The sequence below is a fragment of the Pseudomonas sp. CJQ_9 genome (assembly GCF_043106615.1).
Taxonomy (GTDB): domain Bacteria; phylum Pseudomonadota; class Gammaproteobacteria; order Pseudomonadales; family Pseudomonadaceae; genus Aquipseudomonas; species Aquipseudomonas juntendi.
On the sequence record NZ_JBICMS010000026.1, the window covers coordinates 1 to 21728 of the forward strand.

Genomic DNA, 21728 nt, shown 5'->3' on the forward strand with positions numbered 1-21728 from the left:
CCCACAGGGACCCCAGGCCCCGGTTCATTCAGGCGTATTGATACCCGCCTGCCACGCCTGCCTACACCCTAAGTCTTGCCACCCCGACCCCAGCAGGTCCCAAGACCAAATCACCGCGCCACACCCTCCGCCCCAAAGCACCCGCCAACCCACGCCAAAGCAGCGTTCCGGGTGGCCTGCCGGCTTCTGATAATCGCCTCCGACATCCTGTCCCCCGTTTGGAGCGCGCCATGCACAACAACAAAAAGCACCTGCCGCCTGGTTTTCTCGCTGCTGCCTTCGCCAGTGTTTCCGCCTTGGGCCTGAGCGGTGTCGCCGAGGCCGAGATCATGCTGTACGACAAGGACCAGACGACATTCTCCACCGATGGCTACATCAACGCCTTCTATGTCAACAGCAAGGTCGACCGCGAGGGCGAGCAGTTCGACCGGCGCCAGTCGCGGGTGAAGATGGGCTTTTTGCCCAACTACATCGGGTTCAACATGGGCAAGCAGGTAGACGACTTGAAACTCGGCGCGCGGGCGTCGTTCTGGGTCACCATCAACGACAGCGAAACCAACGGCACCGATACCGCCATCGACGTGCGCCAGTTCTACGGCACCGTGGCCAACCCTGAGTGGGGCGAAGTACTGATCGGCAAGGACTTTGGCCTGTTCGCGCGCTCCAACATCCTGCTGGACGAGCTGCTGGCCGGTTATGGCCAGGTCAGTGACACGCTGGGCTTGGTAGATGGCGGCGGGGTGTCGTTCGGCAACATCGGCAGCGGTTACCCCTATCCGTTCCCCACCTCGCAGATCACCTACCGCACGCCGGTGATGGACGGCCTGCGCGTGGCGGTGGGCATCATGGACCCCGTGGATACCAACGACAGCAGCCCGACCGGCAAGGCCTACCAGGAAAACCCACGCACCGAGAGCGAAATCACCTACCAGTTCGACCTGGCGGGGGCGCAGATCTACAGCTGGGTCAACGGTAGCTACCAGACCTCGGACAACACCGACTCGACGGTCAAGTCCGTCACCTCCAAAGGGGTTGGCTATGGGGTGCAGGCGAAGCTGGGCGGCTGGTCATTGACCGGCTCGGGGTTCCAGGCCAAAGGCATCAACCCGTTCTTCACCAATAACGCGGGCGAGCCGGTGTTGCGTAATGTGGACAGCGACGGCTACCTGTTGCAGGGCTCCTACAGGTTCGGCAAAAACCGCGTGGCGCTGTCGTATGGCAAGACCAAGGACGATGGCAACGGTGCGGTGGGCAGCGGTGCCGACTACAAGACCCGTGGTGTGGCATTGTTCCATGACGTCAACGACAACCTCAAGCTGGTGGCCGAGTACAACCAGTTCTCCATCGATGGGCATGAGGGCAGTGCGCAGAACGAAGACACCGATACCTTGGCTGTGGGCGCAGTGCTGACCTGGTAATCACGGGGCGGCGAGGGAGGCGCGGGTGAAGCTGGCATTTACACCCTTGGGCCCGCCCACCCGCTACCCAAGTAGCATTCGCCCCACGCACCCGGCTTCGTACACTGCACCCTCAGCCGCCCAGCGCCGGAGACTTTGATGCAACAGGCCCTCAACGACGGTGTGCTCAGCGCCATGTCCCAGGCCACCGATGCCCGGTTGGCCGCCCAGGACCTGGCGCGACAGCTCCTGCACCCCCACCTGGGCTTGGTGCTGTTTTTCTGTTCCGCCGAATACAACCTGCAGGAACTGGCCCAGGCGTTGGAACAGGGGTTTGGCGGCATCCGCCTGGTGGGCTGCACCAGTGCCGGCGAAATCACCCCGCAGGGGTACGGCCGCAACTGCGTGACCGCGCTGGGCTTCGATCACCGGCACTTTTCCATCGCCACCGGGCTGATCGACGAAATGGAGCACTTCAGCCTCATCGATGCGCAACAGATGGTCGAGCGGCTGGTCGGCACCTGCCGCAGCAATTCGTTGGCGCCGATCAAAGGCCACAGCTTTGCCCTGACCCTGCTCGACGGGCTGTCCAGCCGGGAGGAGATGGTCCTCGCTGCCCTGAGCGCGGCGTTGGGCGACATCCCGCACTTCGGCGGTTCGGCCGGCGACGACAACTACCTCAACCGCACGCATGTCTACCACGGCGGCGCCTTCCACAGCGGCGCAGCGGTGGTGGTGCTGGTCAACACCTGGCTCGACTTCGAAGTGTTCACCACCCATCACATTCAGCCGCGCCAGGAAAAACTGGTGGTCACCGGCGCCGACAGCGGCCAGCGCCGGGTATTCGAGTTGAATGCCGAACCCGCTGCCGAGGAATACGCCCGCCTTATCGGTGTGCCGGTGGCGGCGCTCGATTACCGGGTATTCGCCGCGCACCCGTTGGCCGTGCGCATTCACGACCAGTACTACATGCGCGCCGTCCAGCGTGTGCACGATGACTTGAGCCTGAGTTTCTACTGTGCCGTGGAGAACGGCATCGTGCTTACGGCCATGACCCCAGGGCCGTTGCTGCCGAACCTGCATCAGCTGTTCGACGGCCTGCACCAGCGCTTGGGCCCGCTGTTGTTGACCATTGGTTGCGACTGCTTCCTGCGGCGTCTGGAACTGGAGGGGCAACACAGCCTGGAACCGGTGGGGGCGTTTCTGCGCGAGCAACGGGTGGTCGGGTTCAACACCTACGGAGAACAGTTCAATGGCATGCATATCAACCAGACCTTCACCGGCGTCGCCATTGCCCGCAACCGGCCTCCTGTCGGTCGCTGACCTGCAGGCCGAGGTGACCCGGCTGCAGCAGCAGAACCACAAGCTGCAGCGCATCAATGGCGCGCTGATCGAACGTGTCGAGTCCGGGGTTACCCGCGGCAACGACCCGTACGCGGCATTCCAGCATTCGGTGGTGCTGGCCGAGCAGGTCCGCGAGCGCACCGATGCGCTGAGCCAGGCCATGGCCGAGCTGAAGGCGGTGAACCACCTGCTCAGCGAGGCCCGGCAGCGGGCCGAGACCGCGCACCAGCACCAGATTCGACTGATTACCGACAACGTTCCGGCGTTGATCGCCTACCTCAATGCCGACCTGGTCTATGAATTCACCAACAAGGTGTATGAGGAATGGTACTGCTGGCCGCGTGGCGTGATGCTGGGGCAGAGCCTGCGCGAGGCGCACAGCGAACAGCATTACCAGCGCCTTGAGAGCTATGTGGCGCGGGCGTTGGCGGGGGAGAGCGTGACCTTCGAGTTTGCCGAAACCAACATCAAGGGGCAGGAGCGCTACATGCTGCGCTCCTATGTACCCAACCGCCTGGCCAGCGGCGAGGTGGTGGGTATCTTCGTGTTGATCCGCGATATCACCGAGCGGCGCAATACCGCGCAGGCATTGCACCAGGCCTATCAGCACCTGGAGCAGCGGGTGCGTGAGCGCACGGCGGAGCTGACCAGCCTCAACGACCAGTTGCTGCGGGAAATCGAAGAGCGCAGCCAGGCAGAAGCGCGGCTGCGCGAAGCCAAGCGCGAGGCCGAACAGGCCAACCTGTCGAAAACCAAGTTTCTGGCTGCAGTCAGCCATGATTTGCTGCAACCGCTGAATGCGGCGCGGCTGTTCACCAGCGCGTTGCTGGAAAGCCGCGAACCGCAGCACAGTGCCCAGTTGGTCCGCAATGTCAGCAACTCGCTGGAGGATGTGGAGAGCCTGCTGGGCACTCTGGTCGACATCTCCAAACTTGATGCGGGCGTGATCAAGGCCGATATCGCGCCTTTCGCGCTCAGCGAGCTGATGGACAACCTGGCGGCCGAATATGCCCAGGTCGCGCGTAGTGAGGGCCTGGCCCTGCATTTCGTGGGGTGTTCGGCGGTGGTGCGCAGTGATATCCAGCTGTTGGCGCGCATTCTGCGCAACCTGCTCAGCAATGCCATCCGTTACACCCGCAGCGGGCGGGTGGTGCTGGGTTGCCGGCGCCTGCGTGGCGGCCTGCGGATCGAGGTGTGGGACAGCGGCATCGGCATCGCCGAGGAACACCTGGAGGAAATGTTCCAGGAGTTCCGGCGCGGTGATGTGCAGCGCCCCGAGCAGGATCGCGGGCTGGGCCTGGGCCTGGCGATCGTGGAGAAGATCGCCGGTATCCTGGGCCATCGCATCCGCGTGCGGTCATGGCTTGGCAAGGGATCGGTGTTTGCCGTCGAGGTACCGTTGAGCACCGTTGCGCCCAAGGCCCAGCCAAGCCAGCCCGTGTGCGAACCGATGTTCGAACGCCTGCGTGGGGCGCAAGTCTGGGTGCTGGACAACGATGCGGCCATTTGTGCCGGCATGCGCACGCTGCTCGAAGGCTGGGGGTGCAAGGTGATCACCGCGCTGTCGGAGGAAGACCTGGCGCGCCAGGTGGACAATTACCACGCCGAGGCCAACCTGCTGATTGCCGACTACCACCTGGACAATGACTGCACCGGCCTCGACGCGGTGGCGCGGATCAATGCCCGCCGCACCCAGCCGCTACCGGCGCTGATGATCACGGCCAATTACAGCAACGACCTCAAGCAGCAGATACGTGAGCTGGGCCATACCCTGATGCACAAGCCGGTGCGGCCGTTGAAATTGAAGACTGCGATGAGCCATTTGCTGGGCATCCAAGGCTAGGGCCTGTGCTATTGGGGCCGCAAAGCGGCCCCCATGAAGCTGCAGGCGGTCAGCGCCGCAGGTAGTCAGCGAAATCGATATCGCCCGCACTGAGAATGGCCTGTACGCGGTTGTGCACATTGAGCTTGCGCAAGATCGCCGACACATGCGCCTTGACCGTGGTCTCGGCGATATCCAGGGTGTAGGCGATCTGCTTGTTCGATTCCCCCTTGGTCATGCGTTCCAGTACCAGCAACTGCTTGCGGGTCAGGGCCTGGAGCATTTCCGGCGGGAAGCTCGGCGCATCGTTCTGGCGCCGGCTGGTGCTGCTTTTCTGCGCGCGGATGATGTCGGGCGGCAGGTAGACATTACCGTTGAGGATCTGCTCGATCGCCTCGATCATCTGTGAGCGCGGCGAGGACTTGGTAATGAAACCCACCGCGCCGTAGGTGATGGCCTGCAGCACGATCTGTTTCTCCTGTTCGGCCGACACGATCACCACCGGCGTGGTCGGTGCTTCGTTGCGCAGGGTGATCAGGCCGTTGAGGCCGTGCATGCCGGGCATGTTCAGGTCGAGCAGGATCAGGTCGAGGTCGTCATGCGCCTGGGTCAGTGCCAGGGCGCTGTCCAGGTCGGCGGTTTCCATGACCTCGCTGCCTTGGAACCCATCGCTGATGACGTTGTGGATGGCTTCGCGAAACAGGGGGTGATCGTCGGCAATCAGAATTTTGTACATGGCCTTTTCACCTTGTTTTTATTGGATGGAGCAGGGCACGCAGTGGCAGTTGAACAGATCAGGGCAAAGGCACCGGTTGCGCCGGCTGCAGCGGCAGGTTGGCCTGCTGCCACGCGTCAATGCCGTCGCGGTACCAGTACAGGTTGTGGTAACCCAGGGCTTTAGCGCGTTTTACCGCGTTCCAGCTCAGCCAGCAATCGGCGCGGCAGTAGAACACCACAGGCTGGTCGGGGTGCCCGGCGGTGGCGCTTTGCAGGTTTTGCGCGAAGTACGCCTGCCAGGCCGGGCTCAGCTCGCCATCGCCGGTGTTGGCCAGCCACAGGCTGCCGGGAAGGTTGGCGTGCGGCTCGTCTTCGATGAAGCGGCCCTGCAGCCACTGGCGGCGGTACACGTCGATCAGTACCGGCCGCGGCTGCTGGCTGAGCAGGCGTTGCAATGTGGCGGTGTCTACCACCTGGCCGCCCTCGACCTGCGCCGGGGTCGGGCTGCGGTAAAGGGTGATGCGGTAACCGTCGGCAGAGAACAGCGGCGCCGTGTCGGCCTGGGCAATGCCCAGCGTCAGGCTCAGTGAAAGTGCCGCCAGCAAGGGGCGTGGCAGCCGGGGCAGGGCACGTGGCATGGGGTTCTTCCTTTTTGTTATGAGCCCATTACATGCCAGTAGCGGTGCTTTGTGAATGCGACGATAGACAGTAAATGCAGTACTAAAGTAGTAGGTGGCTTAGCGCTGCCCGTAAGGGCTGCGCCAGGCCACGGGATCATCGCGGCTTGCGCAACGCTGCGTGCTGGGGGTTGAAGGTGGCGATCGCCAGCAGCGTGAACAGCACCGTCAAGCCCAGGCACACCAGCAGCGCCAACAGGTTCAGGCGCTGGTACAAGGCAAACCTTACCAGCTCCACGGCATGGGTGAACGGGTTCACCGCGCACAGCCAGTACAGCCACTCGCTGGCTTCGCGCATCTTCCACAACGGATACAGCGCCGAAGACAGGAAAAACAGCGGGAAGATCACGAAATTCATCACCCCGGCAAAGTTCTCCAATTGGCGGATGGCGTTAGACAGCAGCAGCCCCAGGGCACTGAGCATGAACGCCACCAGCAGCAGCGCCGGCAGTGCCAGCAGCAACCCCGCCGCCGGCGGTTGCACACCGTACACCCAGGCAATGGCGAGGAACGCGTACACCTGCAGCAAGGAAATGAGCGAGGTCGCCAGCAACTTGCTGGCCAACAGAAACGGCCGCGGCAGGGGACTGGTCAGCAGCACGCGCATGCTGCCCATTTCCCGGTCATAGACCATCGACAGCGACCCTTGCATGCCGTTGAACAGCAGGATCATGCAGGCCAGCCCCGGGATGATGTACACCTCGTAGGGGATGTAGGTGTCGTACGGCTCGATGATGGCAATGCCCAGCGCTGCCCGAAAGCCGGCAGCGAACACCAGCAACCACAGCAGCGGGCGCACCAGGGCACTGAGCAGGCGCGTGCGCTGCAATACGAAGCGCAGCCATTCGCGCAGCATGATGCCGTTGAAACACTGCCAGTAGGCGTTCATCGGGTGTGGGCTCCTGAAGGCTGCCGGGTCAGGTGGGCAAAGGCGTGGTCCAGGTCGCCGCCGTGCTGCAGGCTCAGGGCATCGGCGGTACCGCTGGCCACCAGGCGCCCTTGATGGAGAATCAGCAGGTCGTCGCTAGGCTGCACTTCGTCCAGCAGGTGGGTGGTCCACAGCACACTCAACTGGTGCTCGCGGCACAGCTGCCGCACGTGCTGGTTGAGTGCCAGGCGGCTGGCCGGGTCGAGGCCGACGCTGGCCTCGTCGAGCAGCAGCAGGCGTGGCTCGTGCAGCAGCGCACGGGCGATTTCCACCCGCCGGCGGTGGCCGATATTCAGCTCGCGCACGCTGTCGTGGCGGCGCTCACCCAGGCCCTGACGCGCCAGCTCGGCCTCTACCCGCTGGTTGCCCTGGCGCCGTGACAGGCCATGCAGCGCGGCGTGGTAGCGCAGGTTCTGCTCCACGCTCAGGTCCAGGTCCAGGGTACTCTGCTGGAACACCACGCCCATCTGCCGCAGCGCCGGGCGCGGGGCGTCGCGCAACGAGCAGCCGCACACCCGGATATCGCCGTGCTGCAGGTCGTACAGGCGGGTCAGCAGGGCGATCAGGGTCGACTTGCCGGCGCCATTGGGGCCCAGCAACGCGGCAAAACGGCCCGGTGCCAGGCTGAAACCGACCTGCCGCAGCGCCTCGCGCTGGCCGTAGGCGAAGCTCACATCGGCCACCTCGAGGGCGTTCATGGGGTGACCACCACGCCCCAGGGGTAGCGCCCGACTTTCACCGATTTGAGCACCTTGAGGTTCTGCGTATCGATTACCGATACATCGCCGCTGACCCCGTTGGTGGCCAGCAAGCGGCGCTGGTCGGGGGAGAACGCCAACTGCCAGACCCGCCGCCCGACCAGCAGGTAATCGAGCACCTCGTAGGTCTTGGCATCGATCACCGCCACATGGTTGGCCGGGCCCAGGGCGACGAAGGCATACTTGCCGTCCGCGCTGAGCTTGATGCCCACCGGCTGGACCTTGTCCGGGTGCACGCCCTTGATCTGGAAGTTCAGGGTTTTCAGCACCTGGCGCGTGGCAACGTCAAGGACAGTCACCGTGCCGCCGATTTCCGCCGAGGCCCACAGCCTGGAACCGTCCTGGCTGAATTCGACGAAGCGCGGGCGCTGGTCGACCAGGGTGCTGTCGGCCAGGGTCTGGGTGCTGGTGTCGATCCAGTGCAACATGTTGGTGGTTTCGCTGGTGTTGACCGCCCATTTGCCATCGGGGCTGACGGCCATGCCTTCAGGTTCGATACCAACATCGATCTGCCCCAGTACCTGGTCGGTCACGGTGTCGATCACGGTCACCAGCGCATCGTCTTCGTTGGAAACGTACAGCCAGCGGTCGTTGGGGTGCAGGGCGAACTGCTCGGGGTCCTTGCCGGAGGGCAGTTCCTTGATGATCTTGCGGGTGGCCACGTCCATCACCTGTACCCGGTCGGAATCGCTGGCGCAGATGTACAGCAGCTTGTTGTCATGCGACAGCAGCAGCCCACGAGGGCGTTGGCCGACCGCAAGGGTTTCGGTGACCTCCAGGGTCTGCAGGTCGATCAGGCTGAGGCTGTTGTCCTTTTCGTTGGACACCCAGGCAGTGGCGGCCACCGCATGCCCGCAGGCCAGCGCCAGGGCGCCCGTCAGCAGGCTGGGGTAGAGCAGGGCGCGGGAAAGCAGAGGGCGGCGCATGGCGTATTCCTTGTTGTTGTGGTTGTCGGCTCAGGGGTACGTGCAGGTCACTTCGGGCTTGTCGTAGCCCAGGCTGTCCATTTCGTTGAAGGGGTGCAGGAAGCCCTCTTGTGGCGACGTGCTGACCAGTGCGCGAGGCTGTACCAGCGCAATCGGTTGGCGCAGCTCGCCGTTCCAGGGCCTGTAGCTGAGCTTGCGGCCTTTGAAACCGTCCAGGGGCAGTTGCTCGCTGAGCAGCAGCTGTTGCAGCGCCCGTGGGTCGGCCTGGCGCAGTTTGCTGACCGCGCTGGCAATGCTGCGCACGGCCATCCAGGCGGCGAAGTCACGGTCGTTCATCCAGCGCCCGGCCTGGGCCTCGAAACGTTTTTGCAGTTGCGCCGCGCCGAAGGTTTCCACGGTCTTGTGCCAACCGGTGGGGGTCAACCCCTGGGTGCCCGCCACTGGCCGCGGGTACCAGGTCTGGTAGGGCAGGTATTCGCCAAAGTCACCGCGCTCATCGGCCACCAGCACCACATCGTATTCGGCGGTTTGCGTGAACAGCGGCATGTCGGCCTGGGCGCTGCGGCGCTGGTCGTTGTCGAAGGTCCAGGCTTTTTCCGCGACCAGCTGCACGCCGAAGCGTTTCGCCGAGCGGCGCAGGGCGGCGGCGTAGGCCTGGTCATCTGCGGTCTGGCCGACCACCAGCAGCGCGCGTTGCCATTTGCGCAGCACCAGGAACTGCACCAGCGCATCGGCGAGCATTGCCCGGCCCGGCAGGCTGTGCAGCACGTTACCCAGGCACTGGCTGCTGCGCAGGCTGTCGTCGGGGCTGCCGGCATTGAACAGCAGGCTGTCGGGCAGCGCCGCGGCCAACGCGCGCAGGCTGGTGGCCGGGGCGTTGACCACGAACAGGCGCAGGCCTTGCTCGTGTTGTGCTTGGGCCGCCTGCAACAGCGCCTCGGGGCTGTCCACGTTGGCGCTGGCCAGCTGGAACTGTTGCTTGAGAAAACGGCCGGTGCTGTTGCTGTCGACGATCGCCAGCTCGGCGCCCTGCAGGCCAGCGTCGGCCGGTTCGGGGATGATATTGGACAGCAGCGGGCCCGGGTCGGGCCGGTAACCCAGATAGCCGATGCCCACGTGCAGTAGGGCGTCGGCCTGGCCCGCAGCGGCCGACGCAAGGGGCGCGGACAACACGGCGACCAAGGCCAGCAGGCAGGACAAGGCAAGGTGGGCAGGCTGGCGCATGACACACTCCACGGCAGATGGCGCCAGCATAGGAACCCCACCGGGCGCGGGAAATATGCAGAAAGTAGCGCTCGGCTGGTACCAAGGTAGTAATTTCCCGCGCCACCTACGGTTTTACGATGGGCCTCGGCACCCCTGAAGAGAGCTCCCATGCGCCTGTTCAACTTGTCTGCGCTGTGGCGCATCAACCTTTGGGTCACCGGCTGCTTCGCCCTGGTGACGGTGGCTTGTGCCGGGGTGCTGCTGCACCAGGCTGTGGCCGACGTGGAGCGTGAGCTGCAGTCTGCCGAAGCCGTGGTGACCTACCTTGCCGAGACTGCCGAGCGTGACCCGGCCAGTTTGCAGCCGGGCCTGACCCAGAACCTGCGCCATGTACGGGTGCATTGGCTGGCAGCTGGCGATGCCGCCCTGTTGCCGGGGGATGCCGGTGTGGATGCCTGGCTGGGCCGCCAGCTGTTCGGTCAACACCACCCAGGTGGCCGTTTACTGACACTGAGCGATGGCCGGCGGGTGCTGATTGCCGTGGATGCCCGCGATGAAATCGACGAAGTCTGGGAGTCGCTGGTGCAATTGCTGAGCTTGTGCGGCCTGGCGCTGGTATTGAGCCTGGTGACCATCCGTTGGGCGGTCGGGCGGGCCATGGGGCTGCTGGCTGAATTGCTGGGGGCGCTGCGGCAGGTGTCGGCGGGGCACCTGGCCGTGCGGTTGCGCGAGGCCAACCTGCCGGAGGCACGCCAGTTGGCTGCGCACTTCAACGCGATGGTGGCAAACCTGGAGCAGGCCCGGGCCGACAATACGCAGCTGACCCAGGCCCTGCTGGCGGTGCAGGAGCAGGAGCGCACCCGGCTGGCGCAGGCCCTGCACGATGACCTTGGGCAATACCTGGCCGGGATTCGCGCCCAGGGCTGCCTGTTGCGCATGGCGGCCGACCAGCCCGCCGTGGTCAAGCAGACCACACAGCAGCTGGAACTCAATTGCGAACATTTGCAGCAAGGGTTTCGTGCCCTGGTACAAGACCTGTATCCGGTGGCGCTGCAACACATGCCGCTGGCGCAGGCCGTTGGCCTGCTGGTGAGCCAGTGGCAGGCCAGCCAGGGCATCGATTGCCGGCTGCGGGTTGGCGAGCATTTGCCAGACTTGCCCGCGCCGAGCAGGACGCACTTGTACCGGCTGCTGCAGGAGGCGTTGACCAATGTCGCCCGGCATGCCGGCGCCAGCCAGGTGCGGGTGCGCCTGCAGCGCAGCGCCAAGGGGTTGCGCTTGTTCGTGCGCGACAACGGGTGCGGCGCGCGCCAACCGCGCCGGCCTGGGGTTGGCCTGCACTCGATGGCCGAACGCGCGCGCAGCCTGGGGGGTGAATTACGCATTTTCAGCCGCCCGGGTGGCGGTTGGGCGTTGGCGCTGAACATCCCCAAGGAGGTGTGATGAATATCGTACTGGTCGACGACCATGCTGTGGTCCGCCAAGGCTATGCCAGCCTGCTGCGGGCGGTATTGCCAGACATCCAGGTGCGCGAAGCGGCCAGTGGCGAAGAGGCGCTGGCCCTGGTGCACGAGCAGGTGCCCAACCTGGTGGTCATGGACTTCGGCCTGCCGGGCATCAGCGGCCTGGAAGCCACCCGCCGGCTGCGTCAGCGCCTGCCCCAGCTGCGAGTGCTGTTCTTCAGCATGCACGACGAGTTGCCCCTGGTGCGGCAGGCGCTGGAGGCCGGGGCGTCGGGCTACCTGACCAAGAATTCGGCGCCCGAGGTGCTGATCGAGGCGGTGCAGCGTGTGTTGGCCGGGCATGCCTACATTGAACAGCCGCTGGCCACGCAATTGGCCTGCACCACCCCGCACAATGAAAGCGACCCGCGCCTGCAGCGCATGACCCAGCGCGAGCTGGAGATTTTCGTCATGCTTGCCAAGGGCACCCCGGCGCGGCTGATTGCCGAGCAACTGTGCATCAGTGGCAAGACCGTGTCCAACCATTTGACCTTGCTCAAGAGCAAGCTGCAGGTCAGCTCGCATGCCGAGCTGGTGCACCTGGGGATTGACCTGGGGCTGGTGCGGGTAGCGGGGTAGGCCTTGTGTCGGGATGGGCTGCCTGTAGGAGCGGCCTTGTGTCGCGATGGGCTGCAAAGCAGCCCCAGGGTTTCAGCATGGTGCACAAATTGCCGGGGCTGCTTTGCAGCCCATCGCGACACAAGGCCGCTCCTACAGGCAGGGGCAATCAGTCATTTGTCCCAGGTTTCGGGGCAGCCTGTGCATCCCTCCATGTTGGCCTTCTGGAAATTCCCGTAATGCTGCCGTGCGCCGCGCAGGTCGGCGCGCGCCAGGTTGCTCTGGCCGAACTTGGCCTCCTGCAGGTTGGCATCGGCCAGCCTGGCCTCCTGCAGGTCGGCCTTGCTGAGCCAGGCCATTTCCAGGTCGGCAGCCTGCAGGTTGGCTTTGTGCAACTTGGCCCCGGACAACCGGGCGAACTGCAGATAGGCCGCGCTGAGGTCGGCGTTCTCGAACTGCGCGCCTTGGGCGAACAGGCCCCAGCCCTGAATGGCCACCAGGTGGCTATTGCTCAGGTCGGCCAGGCGCAGGTTGCTCTGCTGCAGGCTGGCGCGGGTCAGGTTGGCGCCTTGCAGGCGGGCTTTTTCCAGGTTGGCCAGGTCCAGTTGGGCGTGGCGCAGGTCGGCGTCGCGCAAGTCGGCGCCGGCCAGGTTCATCTTGCGCAGGTCCTGGTTGGCCAGGTTGGCGCCGCGCAGGTTGGCACCCGGGCACTGGCTGGCTTCGGCGATGACGCAGCCGTTGATGGTCAGTGGGGCATCGTCGCCAGCGTCTTCGGCCTGTGCGGCCAGGGCAGGCGAGAGCGCCAACAGCAGGGCAATGGGCAGGTAGTTCATGGCGAATGGCTCTCGTGGGTGTAAGCACCAGGTGAAGGGGCCGCAACGCGGCCCCGGGTATACGCCACCTCAGGCGATCACCGCTGGGCGGTCTTGTTGTCCCAGCTCGGGATCTTGAACACCCAGAACGAGCCACCCTGGGCAACGGGCTTGGTCAGTTCGGCCATGTCGCCACCCCACAGCGGCACCGCACCGCCGTAGCCGACCGTCACGCCGATGTACTGCTCGCCATCCTGCTCCCAGGTGATGGGCGGGGACACGATGCCGCTGCCGGTCTGGAACTTCCACAGCTCCTTGCCCGTCTTGGCGTCGAAGGCCTTGAAGAAACCATCGCCGGTGCCGGTGAACACCAGGTTGCCCTTGGTTGCCAGCACGCCTGCCCACAGTGGCAGGTGCTCTTTGTGTTCCCACACCAGTTTGCCGGTGGTCGGATCCATCGCACGCAAAGTGCCGACGTGGTCGTCGTACATGCGCTTGATGCGGAAGCCCATGCCGAGGTAGGCCGAGCCTTTCTTGTAGTTCACTTCCTCGGTCCAGTATTCCTCCTTCCACTGGTTGCCGGGGATGTAGAACAGGCCGGTGTCCTGGCTGTAGGCCATGGGGTTCCAGTTCTTGCCGCCGAGGAATGGCGGTGAAACCTCGACTGGCTTGCCTTTGGTTTCACCCGGCAGCGGCTTGGCCGGGCGCTGGCCGGGGTTTTCCACCGGGCGCCCGGTCTTCAGGTCGATATGGCTGGCCCAGGTGATGTTGTCGACGAAGGGGAAGGCGTTCTGCAACTTGCCATTGTTGCGGTCGACCACATAGAAGAAGCCGTTGCGGTCGGCGTGGCCGGTGGCCTTGACCACCTTGCCGTCCTTGCCTTTGTAGTCGAACAGCACCAGTTCGTTGTTGCCGGAGAAGTCCCAGGCGTCGTTGGGGGTGTGCTGGTAGAACCACTTGACCTCGCCGGTGCTCGGGTCTACACCGACCTGGCCGGAGGTATACAGGCTGTCGTAGTCGTGCGGGTTGCCGTCTTTCGAGGTACGCGCCCAGGTGTTCCAAGGCCCCGGGTTGCCCGCCCCGACGATGATGGTATTGGTTTGCGGATCGAAGCTGGCGCTTTGCCAAGGGGCGCCGCCACCATGGCTCCAGGCTTCGACCTTGCCCGTTTCGGTGGTGGGGTCGTCTGGCCAGGACGGTGCCTTGACGTCGCCGGTCGGGGTGCTGTCCTTGCCATTCAGGCGGCCCATGTGGCCCTCGACGAAAGGCCGCATCCACACTTCTTCCCCGGTGTCCGGGTCGCGTGCGAACAATTGCCCGACCACGCCGAATTCATCCCCCGAGCTGCCGTGGATCAGCAGGACCTTGCCACTGGTCTTGTCCTTGATCAGCACCGGCGCGCCGGTCATGGTGTAGCCGGCACTGTGGTCGCCGAACTTCTTGTTCCAGACCACCTTGCCGGTGTGTTTGTCCAGGGCCACGACCCGCGCGTCGAGGGTGCCGAAGTAGATCTTGTCGCCGTAGATGGCGGCGCCCCGGTTGACCACGTCGCAGCAGGGGCGAATGTTGTCGGGCAGGCGGTGGTTATAGGTCCACAGGCGTTTGCCGGTCTTGGCATCGAGGGCAAATACCCGTGAGTACGACCCTGTCACATAGACCACACCGTCGCTGACGATGGCCTGCGATTCCTGGCCGCGCTGCTTCTCGTCGCCGAATGAGTAGGACCACGCCGGGGTGAGCTTGAACACGTTCTTGTCGTTGACCTGGGCCAACGGGCTCCAGCGCTGGGCATTGGTGCCCATGCCGTACTGCAGCACGTCGTTGGTGGTGAGGTGGTCGTTGGCGATGTCTTCCCAGGTGACGTTCTTGGTGGCAGGTGCCGCAGGGGGGGTGGCCGCTGTTGCCACGCTGCCCAAGGCCAGGCTACCGGCCATCAGCAGCACGCGCACGCTCAAGGCCAGCGGGGAAAGGGCGGGTAGCGATCTTATTGTCATGGTTGCAGTTCCCAGTGGAGGTTTTGGCCTGCACAGGGTGGGCCGCCGGGGCGCTCGCCGGATACGGAAAAAATCCCGCCATTGCCGGGAAGAGTTCCCGGCCGGCACCTCATTTGGCCGTTCGCCACAAGCCCTACTACCAAGGGAGTAAGGCGCGACCACCAAAGCAGCATTCGGCCGTGTGCCGGGTGTTTTTAAGATGGCGACACGGCCTCTGTGGTTGAGGCTTTGCGTGCAATGGTGAGGGCATAACAATGACAACAAAACGCAATGTGTGGCTTGCTGCAGGCTTGTTGGCCGGCGCGGTAATGACCGGTACGGCCTGGGCCCATGGCAATGTAGTCCCACAGGCGGTAGAGACCAAGGGGCTGACCCCGGTCAAGGACGCTGGGGTGAGCCTGGACGCAGACGGCTGGGCGGCGGTCAACCCTTACCGTAGCTCGCCGGAACACGACAAGGCAGTCGAGATCGGCGCCTCGGCCTATAACCAGAACTGCGCGGCCTGCCATGGCCTGGAAGCCAAGTCTGGCGGCATTGCCCCGGACCTGCGGCTGCTCGATGCCGGCGACGCCGGCGATGAATGGTTCGTCGAGCGTGTGCGCCATGGCGCGGTGCGCGACGGCCGCGTGTACATGCCGAAAATGGCCGACTACCTGAGCCAGGAGGCCTTGTGGGCGGTGCGCACATACCTGGACAGCGTGCACGTCGAGGAGTAACGGCCATGCGCCTGATGGCGGTGCTGTTCAGTGCCCTGTTGCTGTGCTGTGCGGCGGCCCAGGCGCAAGTGCGCAACTACGATACGATCATCGCCGCCGGGGAGCTCAAGGTCGCGGTGTACAAGGACTTTGCGCCTTACAGTTTCCAGGACCACGGCCAGCCGCGGGGCGTGGATGTGGACCTGGCGCAGGCGCTGGCCGAGGCGATGGGCGTGCGCCTGAAACTGATCTGGGCGCCGCCTGGGGAAAAGCTCGACGACGACCTGCGGGACTACATCTGGCGCGGCAGCCCGCTGCGCCATCAGCAATTGGCAGACCTGATGCTGCGGGTGCCCTACGACCACGATTATGCGCAGAGGCGCAACGAGCTGGGCGAGTTGGAAAACGCCCAGGTGGTGATGTTCGGCCCGTATCAGCAAGAACGTTGGCAGGTGGCCTATGACCGCCGCCGGTTGCCTTCGGTGGCCAGTGTCGCGGTATTCCAGCAGCACCCGATTGGGGTAGAGGTCGACAGCGTGCCGTCGTTCTACCTGACCTCGGTGTTCAACGGCATGCTCAGCGCCAAGACCCACCATTACCCCGGCGTGCAGCAAGCCTTCGCCGCCATGCAGGCCGGTGAGGTAGACGCGGTGATGGCCATGCGCGGCGAGGTCGACTGGCAACTGCATGAGGCCGCGAACCCACAGCTGGCGTTGGCGGAAAATGCGTACCCCAACCTGGGCAAGCAGGCCTGGGACATCGGCATGGCCGTGCATGAAAGCAACCGGCAGTTGGCCTATGCGGTCGAGGAGGCGCTAGAGGTGTTGATACGGGAGGGGCGCATGCAGGCGATCTATGCCCAGTACGGCCTGCGTTACCAGGTGCCGGAAATGTACCAGTAGCCTGGGCTCGGCAGCCCGGTAAATGGGAGCGGATCATGAACCTCAAAGCAACCTTGCTGCTGGCCTGCTGGCTACCTTGGGCAAGCCAGGCCCTGGCCAGCGAGCCGCGTGCCAGCCAGGACCCGGTGCCCTCGGTGATGTGGGACTTCTACCACAAGCAACTGCTCGACCAGGCAGCGTTCGTCTTCGATGAGCGGGTCAAGCTGCTGGCTCCCCCTTTTGCCGAGGACGCACGCCAGGTGCCGTTGGAAATCGATGCCCGCGCGTTCACTGGCGAGGTGGTGCGCATCATTGCCTGGGCCGAACTCAACCCGCTGCCGCGCATTGTCGACTTCCAGCCCGGCGAACGGGTACTGCCGTGGTTATCGCTGCGTATCCGTATCGAGCAGGCCACACCACTTCGCGCGGCGGTGCTCACGCGCGACGGCCTGTGGCACGTGGGCTCGACCCTGATCGATGCTGCCGGCGGTGGTTGTACCGCCCCCAGCGTGGTGCGCACCCAGCCCGGCTGGGAAGAGCACCTCGGCGAGGTGCTGGGGGGCCGCTACCCGCGTGGCGACAGCAGCCGCCTGCGCCTGCAGGTGGCGCACCCGATGGACAACGGCCTGGTCAGTGGCATTCCCGAGTTCTACCTCAACCATGCCGAGTTGCAAGGCGCCGATGGCCAGCGCCTGGCCAGCCTGACGCTGTACCCGGCAGTCAGCGAGAACCCGAACCTGAGTTTCGATATCCAGGGCCCCGGGCCGACCCGGCTGTTGTTGCAGGACAACAGCGGTAACCAGTTCGAAGCGGCAGTGCCTTGAGCGCGGTCGCCATCCACCCCTGAACCGAGGCGCCTGCCATGCGTTGGATCCTGCTGTTGCTGTTGTGCCTGGGCCTTCCGGTCCAGGCCAACCTGGATTACCGGCTCGCCCCCCGGCAGATTGCCGAGGGTACCTGGCTGCTGGAGGGCAGTACCGACAACTTCGCCAAGGCCAATGGCGGCAACGTGGTCAACACGGCCTTCATCGTGACCGACGAGGGGGTGGTGGTGATCGACAGCGGGCCGTCCAGACGCTATGGCGAGGCCTTGCGCCAGGCGATTGCCACGGTGACCGACAAGCCGGTGCTGGAAGTGCTGCTGACCCATCATCACCCGGACCATGTGCTGGGCAACCAGGCGTTCACCGACGTGCCCATCGGCGCCCTGGCCGGCACCGCAGCGTTGCTGCGCGAGCAAGGCGATGCCATGGCGGAAAACATGTACCGCCTGGTTGGTGACTGGATGCGAGGCACCGAGGTGGTGCTGCCGACCCGAGTCGTGGAGCCGGGTGTGCGCGAGGTGGGCGGGCACCGCCTGCGCCTGCTCGGGCTACGCGGGCATACCGGTGCGGACCTGGCGATCCTCGATGAAACGACCGGGGTGCTGTTTGTCGGCGACCTGCTGTTTTATCAGCGTGCCCTGACCACCCCCAACAGCCCGGGCCTCGATGTGTGGCTGCACGACCTCGACACCTTGCAGGCGCTGCCCTGGAAGCAGCTGGTAGCCGGCCACGGGCCGCTGGCCAGTGATGCGCAACCCTTTGTGCAGATGCGCGACTACCTCACCTGGCTGGACAACCTGCTGCGCGACGGCGCCGCCCGTGGCGACGACATGGCCGAAATGATCCGCAGCCCGATACCCGAGCGCTTTGCTGGCCTGAGCCTGACGCGTTACGAACTTATTCGCAGTGTCAGCCACCTATACCCGCGGTACGAACGCCAGCAACTTCGGCGGGTAGATAGTACGTCGCCGATATAAATCTCAGCGCTTGTTAAGAATGTTGCTAACCTCATTACCCTTCCTGAATTCTTACAGATATTTCCCATAAAAATATATGTCTGTGCGCATTCAAGTTGAATGTCACTGCGGCGTGACAAAAATCATTTTGTCGCGCGCACAATTTTATTGACATGAGTTTTTTGGTGGTGGAGCATCTTTACGTGCCGAGCCATCGAGAGTGATGATCGAATATGCGCCATGCAAGCTTCCTGATATTTGCATTATGTGCACTATGGGGTTCCTTCCGCTAAACCGTATATGTGGTTTTCTCGTGTGGGTCAGAATACATTTCAAGCATTAGTTAATAACTAAATTCCTGCAAGGTGGAAAGTCAATTCGGGATATTTCTGGATAATTGCCCTCATGATCATAAGGTGTTGCCGCAGAACTTATGCATGGTCGATCCTTGATAATCATCAATCGGGTGGCAGTCCGTTACGATCAGTGTTAGAACAGCTAATATCCGTGTGCGCAAGAAAGCGCCGTTAGCACCCAAGCAATGGACTGAGAGGATAGAGAGTTATGTGTTTGTTACATCGAGTCATTGCCAGTCGTGCCAGAGTTTTTCCTAATAAATCAGCGATTGTTTTAGATGGTGTCGCGACCTCTTATAAAACCTTTCAGCAACAGGTGAGTTACACCGCATCTGTATTGCGTAATCTACGAGTTACTCCGGGCAGCAGAGTGGGGCTGTATTCATCTGTGTCGGTCGAACTGATTGCTGCTTATCTTGGGGTGCTCGAAGTTGGGGCTGTTACAGCAGCGGTTCATCACACGTTGAGTCGCATTAAGTTGATTCATCAGCTCAAGCACTCAGGCGCTCGGGTGCTGATCACTGACTGCACCGAGGATCTTCCAGGTCTGATGGAGGCGGTTGGACTGGAATGGATACTGCTTACATGCCCATGCACCTCCCTACCGCACCGAGTGATTCAGCTGTCGGATGCCACTTCGGTAAGGCTTGAGCTGCCAAACCCGGATATTTCGGGAACATGTGAAGATCCCGAATGGCCTACTTCAATATTCTATACATCCGGGTCATCCAACAATCCGAAAGGCGTGCTAGTCAACCATCGAATCATGATAGACGTTACACGTCGAGTGACCGCTTACCTAGCCAATACCGCCAACGATCGTATCCTAAGTTACTCGACCCTGGCATCTGATTACGGTGTCTATAATATAATGATGCCACTTTATATCGGCGGTACTGCCGTGATTGAAAGTCAGCCTGCTACTACTGCAGAAGATGTTGTGGCAGTGGTAGAGCGCGAAGGGGTGACCGCCATGCATGTGTTTCCCCCAATATTTTCGTTGCTTGCCCACAGTAGTCCAGATTGGGAAGCACGAGTTCGAAGTCTAAGATACATTTCGAGCAGTGGTCAGTCTCTGTATGCTCGACATATTCAGCAGTTTCGGAAAGCATTTCCACAAGTTCTAATTTTTTCCAGCTACGGGCTAACCGAATGCAAACGCGTCAGCTACCTCCCCCCCGAAGAAATTGACCGGCGCCCGGCATCTGTGGGCAAACCCTTGCCCGGCGTGAATGTTTATCTAGTTGATGAGGGCGGTCGAGCCATCGACTATCCCGGAAAAGTCGGCGAACTCTTGGTTGCCAGTAGCTACCTTATGCTCGAGTACTGGAATATGCCGGAAGCTAACGCCGTGAGTATCGTACGCGATGCATTCGGCCACTCACGACTGTTCCGCACGGGCGACTTATTCAAGCAAGATGCCCAAGGCTACTTGTATTACGTGGCACGCAAGGATGATGTATTCGCACGCAGTGCCTGGAAGGTAAATCCGCGGGAAATCGAACAGTGCCTAGCGACGCATCATGCGGTTGCAGAGGTATTGGTTGTGCCAGTTGAGGATGAATTGGCCGGGCACGTTCCGCGGGCTTATGTTGTGCTCGAGTCTGGCAAGGCGCAGACCAGCGAGCAAGATCTTATCGAACACTGTAAAGCTTCATTAGACTGGCACATGGTACCGGCTAACTGCGTGTTCGCTGATGCTTTGCCAAAAACCCACTCGGGTAAGTTGAGTACTAAAGTTCTGATCTGACAGATGGAGTGGAGCATGGACACTTTTTCGCAGCAATCGTTGGGCGAAGCCAGCCTAGATCATGACCTGGAACAGAGCGCCATGCTGAAGTTGGCTACATATTTTCACGACCTTGCTACTGGTGCGAGCCAAGTACCATCGCAGCCTCTGGACAGTCATATCAAATCACAGATTGATGATCCTCAGGTGCTTGAGTACCACGATCGATTAATTGCGGGTGCAGGTCCACTTTTTTCTCATTTTCTGGCGAGCGTACCTTACATACTCGAGGAGCTCTCCAGGGTTGGGGTGGCGCTTTCTCGACTGGTCTCGGCCAACCCGCCGCTTGCTGGGCAGCGGTATAGCATGTTTGAAGTAGATGGGTTTGATGGCAGCAATGGACGTGCATTGGCTGGCCACTCGAAGGGCTTGATCGTTAGTTTCACATGCTCTCCAAATCTCGCCAATCAGGTCGTATTCGAACGGCATGCTGACCCAGCCATGTCGTACTTTTACCCACACTCATTCTTGAAGGTGACCACGGACTTGCTGCAAAAGCGCGAATATCACGCCTTCAAGCACGGCTTCGACTTCATTTACGAAATGGCAGCATTCCAGTTCTATAGTCGTGATCGCGGTCAGCAAATAGATCACATCCAACGTTGCTTGAAGCCCACCGGACTGGTTTTTTTCCTTGAGAAGCTCAACCATCCCGATTTAAAAGAGTATCGGCGGCGAGAACGTGTAAAGGATGAAGTATTTAAAACCCGCTACTTCACGGAGGATGAAATTTTTTGGAAACGCGAGCAGATGCTTGCACAAATGCAGAATGGACAGGTTAGTTGGGACGAGCTTGCCAGCGCCCTGTCGGTTCGCTTCAAACACGTCCATATGCTTTGGAATAGCAGCAATTTTTGCGAATTTGTAGCTTCGAACGATACGCAACGCATCGAGCAATTCCTCAGCCTGCTGGGTCCGATCGCCCAGCCACCGGGCTTTTGCTTTGAAGGTCCGCGACTGGGTTCAGCATCGGTACATCATGATGGGTCAGAGGTGACGGGCGATGTCTGAATATTTCCCAACGGCTTTGCATCACGCTGCCAATCCCGAATTCTGTCAACGGGCCTTAAACCTTTTGCCAAGCTGGCGCGAGCGGGCGAAAACAGCGCAGTCAAACCGTCGCTTGACCCGGGATACGTTCAACGAGTTATTCATTGGTTCGTGGCTGGATTTGTTGTCCCCTCACGCACCTGCAACGCAGAGTTCGCACTGGCCCACAGTGGTGGAGAGCTCGCGGATTGCTGCGAGGGCCTGTCCCTCCACCGGGTGGATAATAGCCTTGGTCGGTGCACACAGTTGCTTAGTCCGACGTCTACCTCCGACGTGCCAGAGTCAACTGTACGCCGGTGGCCTTCGGCAGCTTTTCGCCTCAGCGTCTTCGAGCGCCAGCAGCCAACTTACCTACGAACCGGATGGCATACGTGTAAACGGACGCTGGCGGTTCAGCTCAGGTATTGAGGATGCGACTTGGTTGATACTCAACGCACCTTGCGAGAAACACCCAGAGGCTGGGCATATCCCACGCTTCCTTGTACTGATTGCCGCGGAAGATGTTAAGCGGTTTGACAGCTGGGACAGCTGTGGAA

At 62.3% G+C, this 21728-nt stretch carries 19 protein-coding genes; 11 read left to right on the top strand and 8 right to left on the bottom strand.

Features of this window, described 5'->3' with window-relative positions; all coding sequences use genetic code 11:
* Window positions 1-230: 230 nt before the first annotated feature.
* The 3 genes from ACF8SD_RS04135 to ACF8SD_RS04145 all read left to right on the top strand — a co-directional run bounded on the left by ACF8SD_RS04135 (window position 231) and on the right by ACF8SD_RS04145 (window position 4584).
* A complete protein-coding gene (locus tag ACF8SD_RS04135) occupies window positions 231-1418 on the top strand; it encodes a porin (RefSeq protein ID WP_392483911.1) in 1188 nt (395 codons plus the stop codon).
* Between the two features lie 138 nt (window positions 1419-1556).
* Window positions 1557-2720 carry a nitric oxide-sensing protein NosP gene (gene nosP, locus ACF8SD_RS04140; RefSeq protein WP_392483912.1) on the top strand — a complete coding sequence of 388 codons (1164 nt, stop codon included), beginning with the start codon at window positions 1557-1559 and terminating at the stop codon, window positions 2718-2720.
* Window positions 2689-4584 carry a NahK/ErcS family hybrid sensor histidine kinase/response regulator gene (locus ACF8SD_RS04145; RefSeq protein ID WP_173889399.1) on the top strand — a complete coding sequence of 632 codons (1896 nt, stop codon included), beginning with the start codon at window positions 2689-2691 and terminating at the stop codon, window positions 4582-4584. Before nosP ends, ACF8SD_RS04145 begins: the two co-directional genes overlap by 32 nt.
* A gap of 49 nt (window positions 4585-4633) precedes the next feature.
* On the opposite strand, the gene ACF8SD_RS04150 is transcribed toward ACF8SD_RS04145, so the two are convergent.
* The 6 genes from ACF8SD_RS04150 to ACF8SD_RS04175 form a co-directional block, all read right to left on the bottom strand.
* Window positions 4634-5299 carry a response regulator gene (locus ACF8SD_RS04150; protein ID WP_392483914.1) on the bottom strand — a complete coding sequence of 222 codons (666 nt, stop codon included), beginning with the start codon at window positions 5297-5299 and terminating at the stop codon, window positions 4634-4636.
* A 58-nt stretch (window positions 5300-5357) separates the two neighbouring features.
* The gene (locus tag ACF8SD_RS04155) at window positions 5358-5918 is read right to left on the bottom strand and encodes a PQQ-dependent catabolism-associated CXXCW motif protein (RefSeq protein WP_173889395.1); all 561 of its coding nucleotides are present in this window, start codon (window positions 5916-5918) and stop codon (window positions 5358-5360) included.
* A 136-nt stretch (window positions 5919-6054) separates the two neighbouring features.
* The gene (locus ACF8SD_RS04160) at window positions 6055-6846 is read right to left on the bottom strand and encodes an ABC transporter permease (protein ID WP_173889393.1); all 792 of its coding nucleotides are present in this window, start codon (window positions 6844-6846) and stop codon (window positions 6055-6057) included.
* Window positions 6843-7583 carry an ABC transporter ATP-binding protein gene (locus ACF8SD_RS04165; protein WP_392483916.1) on the bottom strand — a complete coding sequence of 247 codons (741 nt, stop codon included), beginning with the start codon at window positions 7581-7583 and terminating at the stop codon, window positions 6843-6845. Before ACF8SD_RS04165 ends, ACF8SD_RS04160 begins: the two co-directional genes overlap by 4 nt.
* The gene (locus ACF8SD_RS04170) at window positions 7580-8569 is read right to left on the bottom strand and encodes a YVTN family beta-propeller repeat protein (protein WP_110679312.1); all 990 of its coding nucleotides are present in this window, start codon (window positions 8567-8569) and stop codon (window positions 7580-7582) included. The genes ACF8SD_RS04165 and ACF8SD_RS04170 overlap by 4 nt, the downstream gene beginning before the upstream one ends.
* A 30-nt stretch (window positions 8570-8599) precedes the next feature.
* Window positions 8600-9793: an ABC transporter substrate-binding protein gene (locus tag ACF8SD_RS04175; RefSeq protein WP_392483917.1), complete on the bottom strand. Its 1194-nt coding sequence runs from the start codon at window positions 9791-9793 to the stop codon at window positions 8600-8602.
* 150 nt (window positions 9794-9943) lie between these two features.
* Here ACF8SD_RS04175 and ACF8SD_RS04180 point away from each other — a divergent pair, with 150 nt between their 5' ends.
* A complete protein-coding gene (locus ACF8SD_RS04180) occupies window positions 9944-11218 on the top strand; it encodes a histidine kinase (RefSeq protein ID WP_173889385.1) in 1275 nt (424 codons plus the stop codon).
* Window positions 11218-11856 carry a response regulator transcription factor gene (locus ACF8SD_RS04185; protein WP_054913003.1) on the top strand — a complete coding sequence of 213 codons (639 nt, stop codon included), beginning with the start codon at window positions 11218-11220 and terminating at the stop codon, window positions 11854-11856. The genes ACF8SD_RS04180 and ACF8SD_RS04185 overlap by 1 nt, the downstream gene beginning before the upstream one ends.
* Window positions 11857-12008: 152 nt before the next feature.
* On the opposite strand, the gene ACF8SD_RS04190 is transcribed toward ACF8SD_RS04185, so the two are convergent.
* Both ACF8SD_RS04190 and exaA read right to left on the bottom strand, forming a co-directional pair.
* Entirely contained in the window at window positions 12009-12668 is a 660-nt protein-coding gene (locus ACF8SD_RS04190; RefSeq protein ID WP_392483918.1) for a pentapeptide repeat-containing protein, read from the bottom strand.
* Window positions 12669-12745: 77 nt separating this feature from the next.
* Window positions 12746-14641 (bottom strand): quinoprotein ethanol dehydrogenase, encoded by a 1896-nt coding sequence (gene exaA, locus ACF8SD_RS04195; protein WP_392483919.1) that lies wholly within the window; start codon window positions 14639-14641, stop codon window positions 12746-12748.
* 254 nt (window positions 14642-14895) lie between these two features.
* Here exaA and pedF point away from each other — a divergent pair, with 254 nt between their 5' ends.
* The 6 genes from pedF (at window position 14896) to ACF8SD_RS04225 (ending at window position 21153) form a co-directional block, all read left to right on the top strand.
* Window positions 14896-15357 carry a cytochrome c-550 PedF gene (pedF, locus tag ACF8SD_RS04200; protein WP_009682327.1) on the top strand — a complete coding sequence of 154 codons (462 nt, stop codon included), beginning with the start codon at window positions 14896-14898 and terminating at the stop codon, window positions 15355-15357.
* Between the two features lie 5 nt (window positions 15358-15362).
* Window positions 15363-16238, top strand: a complete 876-nt coding sequence (locus ACF8SD_RS04205; protein WP_029885147.1) for an ABC transporter substrate-binding protein — start codon at window positions 15363-15365, stop codon at window positions 16236-16238.
* Window positions 16239-16273: 35 nt separating this feature from the next.
* A complete protein-coding gene (locus ACF8SD_RS04210) occupies window positions 16274-17041 on the top strand; it encodes a quinoprotein dehydrogenase-associated SoxYZ-like carrier (RefSeq protein WP_054913001.1) in 768 nt (255 codons plus the stop codon).
* Between the two features lie 38 nt (window positions 17042-17079).
* Window positions 17080-18018, top strand: a complete 939-nt coding sequence (locus ACF8SD_RS04215) for a quinoprotein relay system zinc metallohydrolase 1 (protein WP_392483920.1) — start codon at window positions 17080-17082, stop codon at window positions 18016-18018.
* Window positions 18019-18561: 543 nt separating this feature from the next.
* Window positions 18562-20103 (top strand): class I adenylate-forming enzyme family protein, encoded by a 1542-nt coding sequence (locus tag ACF8SD_RS04220; protein ID WP_274410372.1) that lies wholly within the window; start codon window positions 18562-18564, stop codon window positions 20101-20103.
* Window positions 20104-20118: 15 nt separating this feature from the next.
* The gene (locus tag ACF8SD_RS04225) at window positions 20119-21153 is read left to right on the top strand and encodes a class I SAM-dependent methyltransferase (protein WP_392483921.1); all 1035 of its coding nucleotides are present in this window, start codon (window positions 20119-20121) and stop codon (window positions 21151-21153) included.
* Window positions 21154-21728: the final 575 nt, after the last annotated feature.